Origin of the sequence: Acetobacterium bakii (assembly GCF_001263355.1) — a bacterium.
Lineage (GTDB): Bacteria > Bacillota > Clostridia > Eubacteriales > Eubacteriaceae > Acetobacterium > Acetobacterium bakii.
Genome location: NZ_LGYO01000035.1, coordinates 1 through 4,965, shown reverse-complemented (window position 1 = coordinate 4,965; position 4,965 = coordinate 1). Strand labels below are relative to the sequence as shown.

The 4,965-nt window shown below is 37.1% G+C and carries 6 protein-coding genes and 1 pseudogene; 4 read left to right on the top strand and 3 right to left on the bottom strand.

Annotated elements, in window-relative coordinates:
* Positions 1–551: 551 nt before the first annotated feature.
* Positions 552–1,352, bottom strand: a complete 801-nt coding sequence (locus tag AKG39_RS13975) for a flavodoxin family protein (protein ID WP_115028157.1) — start codon at positions 1,350–1,352, stop codon at positions 552–554.
* A 93-nt stretch (positions 1,353–1,445) separates the two neighbouring features.
* The gene (locus AKG39_RS13970; protein ID WP_050741026.1) at positions 1,446–1,751 is read right to left on the bottom strand and encodes a pyridoxamine 5'-phosphate oxidase family protein; all 306 of its coding nucleotides are present in this window, start codon (positions 1,749–1,751) and stop codon (positions 1,446–1,448) included.
* Positions 1,752–1,875: 124 nt separating this feature from the next.
* Between AKG39_RS13970 and AKG39_RS13965 the strand changes: the two genes are divergently transcribed.
* Positions 1,876–2,238: a winged helix-turn-helix transcriptional regulator gene (locus tag AKG39_RS13965; protein WP_050741025.1), complete on the top strand. Its 363-nt coding sequence runs from the start codon at positions 1,876–1,878 to the stop codon at positions 2,236–2,238.
* 100 nt (positions 2,239–2,338) lie between these two features.
* Here AKG39_RS13965 and AKG39_RS13960 read toward each other — a convergent pair whose 3' ends face one another.
* The gene (locus tag AKG39_RS13960; protein ID WP_050741024.1) at positions 2,339–2,902 is read right to left on the bottom strand and encodes a DUF1638 domain-containing protein; all 564 of its coding nucleotides are present in this window, start codon (positions 2,900–2,902) and stop codon (positions 2,339–2,341) included.
* Positions 2,903–3,094: 192 nt separating this feature from the next.
* Between AKG39_RS13960 and AKG39_RS13955 the strand changes: the two genes are divergently transcribed.
* The 3 genes and pseudogenes from AKG39_RS13955 (at position 3,095) to AKG39_RS13950 (ending at position 4,023) form a co-directional block, all read left to right on the top strand.
* Positions 3,095–3,394, top strand: a complete 300-nt coding sequence (locus AKG39_RS13955) for a ComEC/Rec2 family competence protein (RefSeq protein ID WP_050741023.1) — start codon at positions 3,095–3,097, stop codon at positions 3,392–3,394.
* A 25-nt stretch (positions 3,395–3,419) separates the two neighbouring features.
* Positions 3,420–3,596, top strand: coding sequence for a hypothetical protein (locus AKG39_RS20115; protein WP_160316197.1), 177 nt, complete (start codon positions 3,420–3,422; stop codon positions 3,594–3,596).
* 95 nt (positions 3,597–3,691) lie between these two features.
* Positions 3,692–4,023, top strand: a pseudogene (locus tag AKG39_RS13950) (CGGC domain-containing protein).
* Positions 4,024–4,965 lie beyond the last annotated feature (942 nt).

Genomic DNA, 4,965 nt, shown 5'->3' with positions numbered 1-4,965 from the left:
TTATGACAACAACTTCATTTATTGCGTATAGCATCATTTTTAGCAATATGTATATTAATTTTAGTTTTAAGGCTTTAATATGCCATTTACCTACTGTTTCGTAATCAGTAGGTCGGCGGTTCGATTCCGCCCGCTAGCTCCAGTAAGATCTATCGAAAATGGCTTTTTAAAGCCATTTTTTTTATGTTTGGTTAGTGTGTCAAAAGTATTTTCAACCTCATTGATAATTCTCGCCAACTGAGGTGTGAATTTTTGGTAAAATAGACACAGAATCAAATACAGCAGAGGATACATAACGATGTCATTTAAGAATCCATCCTTTAGTGGCATCAAGAACCTCGTTTGTTAGTTTATCCTATACATTATGTGCTAATGGATCAGCAAAAACCATTTCAGGCATCATTGAAAATAGAAATATGTTGCTTAATTTTTCCTGATTTCCAGACAGTTGCGCAAATTAAGAAAAGGCCCAATCCCAACAGAACCATATAGGTTCATAGCTGGGACTGGACCTTTTCTAAAATTATACAGGATGAATAAACTACAAACTGCTAATTCTTTTTTATTTGCATATTGACTTTTTTCAGTTCATCTTCTCGCCACTGTCGCATACCCTGATCCATCACGGGCATGATCTGTCCCATCATTTTGTTAATATTCTTTTGGTATCCTTCTTTATCAAAGGCAGGATCATTTCTAAGGTAATCGCCTAATAATTTTCCAAGTTTCTTTCCTTTTTCAAAGACGCTTTGAGTTTCAACATCAAAACAATTGGAATCGGATACGATCCCATTTTCACCTACCTGCATAGGGGCGGCAGAATTGCCACAGATGTCTCCCTTACCACAGGTAAAGCAGGGAATGGTGCCATTAATAACGAGCTGATCGAGTAGGATGAATTTTTCCATGACCATTTCCATCATGATCTGCTGGTTGACTTGTTCAGCGGTATTTTTATTAGCAGATGTTACCACGGTAATGGCAAACTTGCCGCTGTTCAGGCTATTGATATGCCGCATTGACCATAATCTTTCAAGCAGCGCTTTTGAAAAAGCATCAATCATGCCATAGGGTGTGTACACGCCAAAAATAACGACCTCTGCCCCTAAAATAAGATTGCTTATTTCCTCAAAATCATCTTTCTGAACACATCGATTGGTTGTAACACAGGCTTTACAAGCCAAACACGGGCGGACAACCCAATCACTTAGTTTAATAAAATCATATTCAAAACCGGTTTGATCGGCAATGGTTTTAAGCATTCGATCAGTGTTGCTATTCTTAATCGGTGATCCACTGATACATAGTATCTTTTTAATATTAACCTCCAGAGTTATAGTTTGAACGCACATTATAACAGAGATATTTTTAAACACCTATACTTCTGGGTAATATTCTACTTTTCCAGTGTCAAGATCATATCTGGAGCCGGTTAAATTGACGGCTTATATCAGAGCGTCCACTTTTATCGGGGTAAAAATAAGCTGCTTATCTTTGACTGTAGCTGTGCCAGTGAGACGATAACCTTCAGGACCGTCATTCATTGTGGCTCCTACAACCCATGCGTTTATGTTAGTCTCCAAATTCTTCTGTGTTGTTTCCATTTTGTAAATGCCAAAGACCACTGCATCATCGATAACTTCACCTTTGCCTGCAATAATTGGGTGGGGAGTGCCATCTGCACCCAGTGTGACAAGAGAGAGGAATGCTGAGCCCTCAATAACTGCTTTTATTTCCTTACTAATAACCATTTCGCCATCTCCTTAATATTTTTTTTAGATAGTCATATACTTTGGTTTTACTACCTGGTATAATAATACTACGGAATATTTGATATTTCAAGTACGCAGAATATTATGAGTAGGTGAGAAAAAAATGACTTTAATTGACGATCAAAATAATAGCCCTTGTAAAGACAATTGTCCGTGCATGGACTATTGTCCATTAGGAAGTGCGTTAAGTCTAATTGGCGGAAAATGGAAGATACCCATTTTATGTGCTCTTTTTCAGGACGGAACAACGAGATTTAATGAGCTGAAACGCAAGATCAGAGGGATAACAAATACTATGTTGGCAAGTTCATTAAAAGAGCTGGAAGAAGAGGGGCTTATATCCCGGGAACAATTTATGGAAATGCCATTGCGGGTCGAATATTCTTTGACTGACGATTGTCGTGATTTGATGCCGATTCTTAATCAACTCGCACATTGGGGAGCTCAAGTACATATAACAAAATAATCATAAGTGCATTGAAAAAATGGTTACTACGATTCCAGATAAAGAAATCTCATTTTCTTATATTTTTGAAAATGAGATTTCTTATCTTGGTGGGTGTATTTTATTTTTTGTATAAAGACATGATTTGTGCTTTGAAATGATCAAGTGAAGTTTCATATGGTTCAATCGGTACTTGTGTATACTCAAAAAAGTCAAATTGATCTTCATCCGAAACTTCACCAATTCCAGTATCCACAAAGACTACTCTTTCATATGACCCAAAATTCTGGCGGGCATCGCAGGCATCCCATTTCAACCCATCAACAAAAATATTTCGCCAATTCTCAAGCCATCCGCATGAAACGTAAAAACTGTTACACTCTGAATCCAGCTCTTTCATCTTATCACCAAGTAGAAGATCCGTGCAGTTTGCTTTTGGGGCTATTTTTGCCTCATATTTTTTCGCGATTTCCATCATCTTAGGATGGCAGCTCGTACCAATTAACAATCCGATTTTATCATTTCTGCTTTGTGCTTCATTTAGTTTCTCAATCAATGCTGCTTCTAATAGCTTATCATCAATATGCAAGGCTGGATCAATAAAAATGACCTCATCTTGTATTCCCAATTCTTTCATGGCACACTTTATTTCTTCTGCCAGAATGGCACATGCAACAAAAACCATTTTATCCCTTCTTTCATAATAGTTATTTTGTAAAAGTTCCTTTTTGGAAATTTAATACCGCATTCATCAATCCTTTCATTTAAATTTGGTAGTAATACATTTTTAATACCTGATACAATGATACTACCGATAAACTAACTTGACAAGTACGCAGATAATTGTTATTAGATAAGAAAAGAATGACTTCACAAAATGTATAAATTAGTCATGACATCTGGAAAAAGCAAAAAGACCATCTTAGCTCCTAAAGGAACCAGATATGACGATGCAAATGATTACTCGATCGTTGTAAAAGCAACCTATGAGAATACATCACTCTTATTAACAGGAGATGCAGAAGCGGTCTCAGAAAGGCAGACAGTATCAAACGGTTCAGATTTAACGGTAACTGTCCTAAAAGTCGGGTATCATGGCAGTCGAGCATCCACAGGTGACAGATTCCAGGATAAGGTCAATCATAAGGTTGTTGTTATAAGCGTGCAAAGGGAATAACTATGGTCATACGACACAGAAAGTGATGAATAGACTTCAAGCCAGAGGTATACTGGTTTACAGAACCTATGTGAATAGAACCATTGTCGCTACCAGCAATGGAAATGAGGTGACATTCAATACTGATCCTGGGAGTCACAATGGTATGTCCTCTGAGCCCGCCGAAGTGCAATATCTCAATCTGTATCAGTGCCAGAGCTAGTTCCGGTTGCTGCACTCAGTGAAGATCAAAGTGTAACGGTCTATGACACGAGTACTGAAACTAAATATCAGCTACCACAGAGAGAGGGTCTATTTATGAAGATCGGATTAATCAGATGTATGCAGACGGAAGATATGTGCCCGGCAACAACGTGTTTTAAAGTAATTAATACTAAGAAGCTGGCTTTTGAAGGAATTGAGGAAGATAACGAAGTTGCCAGAATGAATACCTGTGGTGGATGCCCAGGGAAAACGCTGTTACAAGAGCTGCTGAAATGATTAAAAGAGGTGCGGACACGATTGTTATTGTTTCATGTATCACAAAGGGCAATCCCATTAGGTTTCCGTGTCCGAATGCAGAACAGATGATAGCTGCAATAGAAAAGAAGGCTGGAGGATCAATTAGAATCATTGATTATACACATTAATTTTAATGAATAAAACCAAGGAAAGAATTAAAGGCCACTGAAAAAGTGGTCTTTTTCTAGGTGTGAGCATAGGCGTAATCGAACGGGTGAAAGTTCCGAACATGGGTCAAGTGCATAACCATGGGCAAGGGTGTTCCCGCCGACGAGGAATCTGAATTATCCCAATAATCTCTAGAAAATATCGGAATTTTCTTATATATAAAAAAGTTTCTCGGATAATAAGTACGGTTTTATTGGCTAATTTATTTTGAAATTAATTCAAGAAAAGGCAGTGATGGGCAGTGTAAACTAATTGTATCCTTTTTATTGACTTGCCGGAAAATCGATGTATAATGCAATTAAGGGACAAATTGTGGTTTGTCGCCATTTATTCATTAAGATTAAATCCCACTATATCAGTTTTGAGAGTTTACACAAAACTTGAAACATTCCCAATTCGTAAGCATACGATTTATTACTATTGCTTAATTCTTGGTGGTATACCATTGAATCAGATAAATATGTTGAACATATGATTCGACTGACACATGGTCAGGATTAATCGGTTCATCTTCCACTATTTTGAATATTCAATAAATCACACATATTAAAAGCATGACAATTCCAGAATTATGTTCAGTTGAACAAGGAATTTACTCAAATATAAGGAAGAACCACTATCAGATTGGAATACTCATTCCGGCAATGATTTTTGGCATTTCTGAGTTTTTTCTGTTTCTCAAGGGAGGAATTACGCTTTTCCAGCTGGCCATTTATATGGATGTTTCCAGAATTAATAATTGGTATTTCACAGGTAGAAAGAATAAGTGAAAAATTTCGATAAACCTGTACGTATGAACTTCGAAATGATAGAATAGAAGTGTGCTAGTACGGAGGTGCGTTATGGGACAGAAAGATCAAATAATGGATTTAGTTAGACTTAAAAATGGTCAGATTGAGACA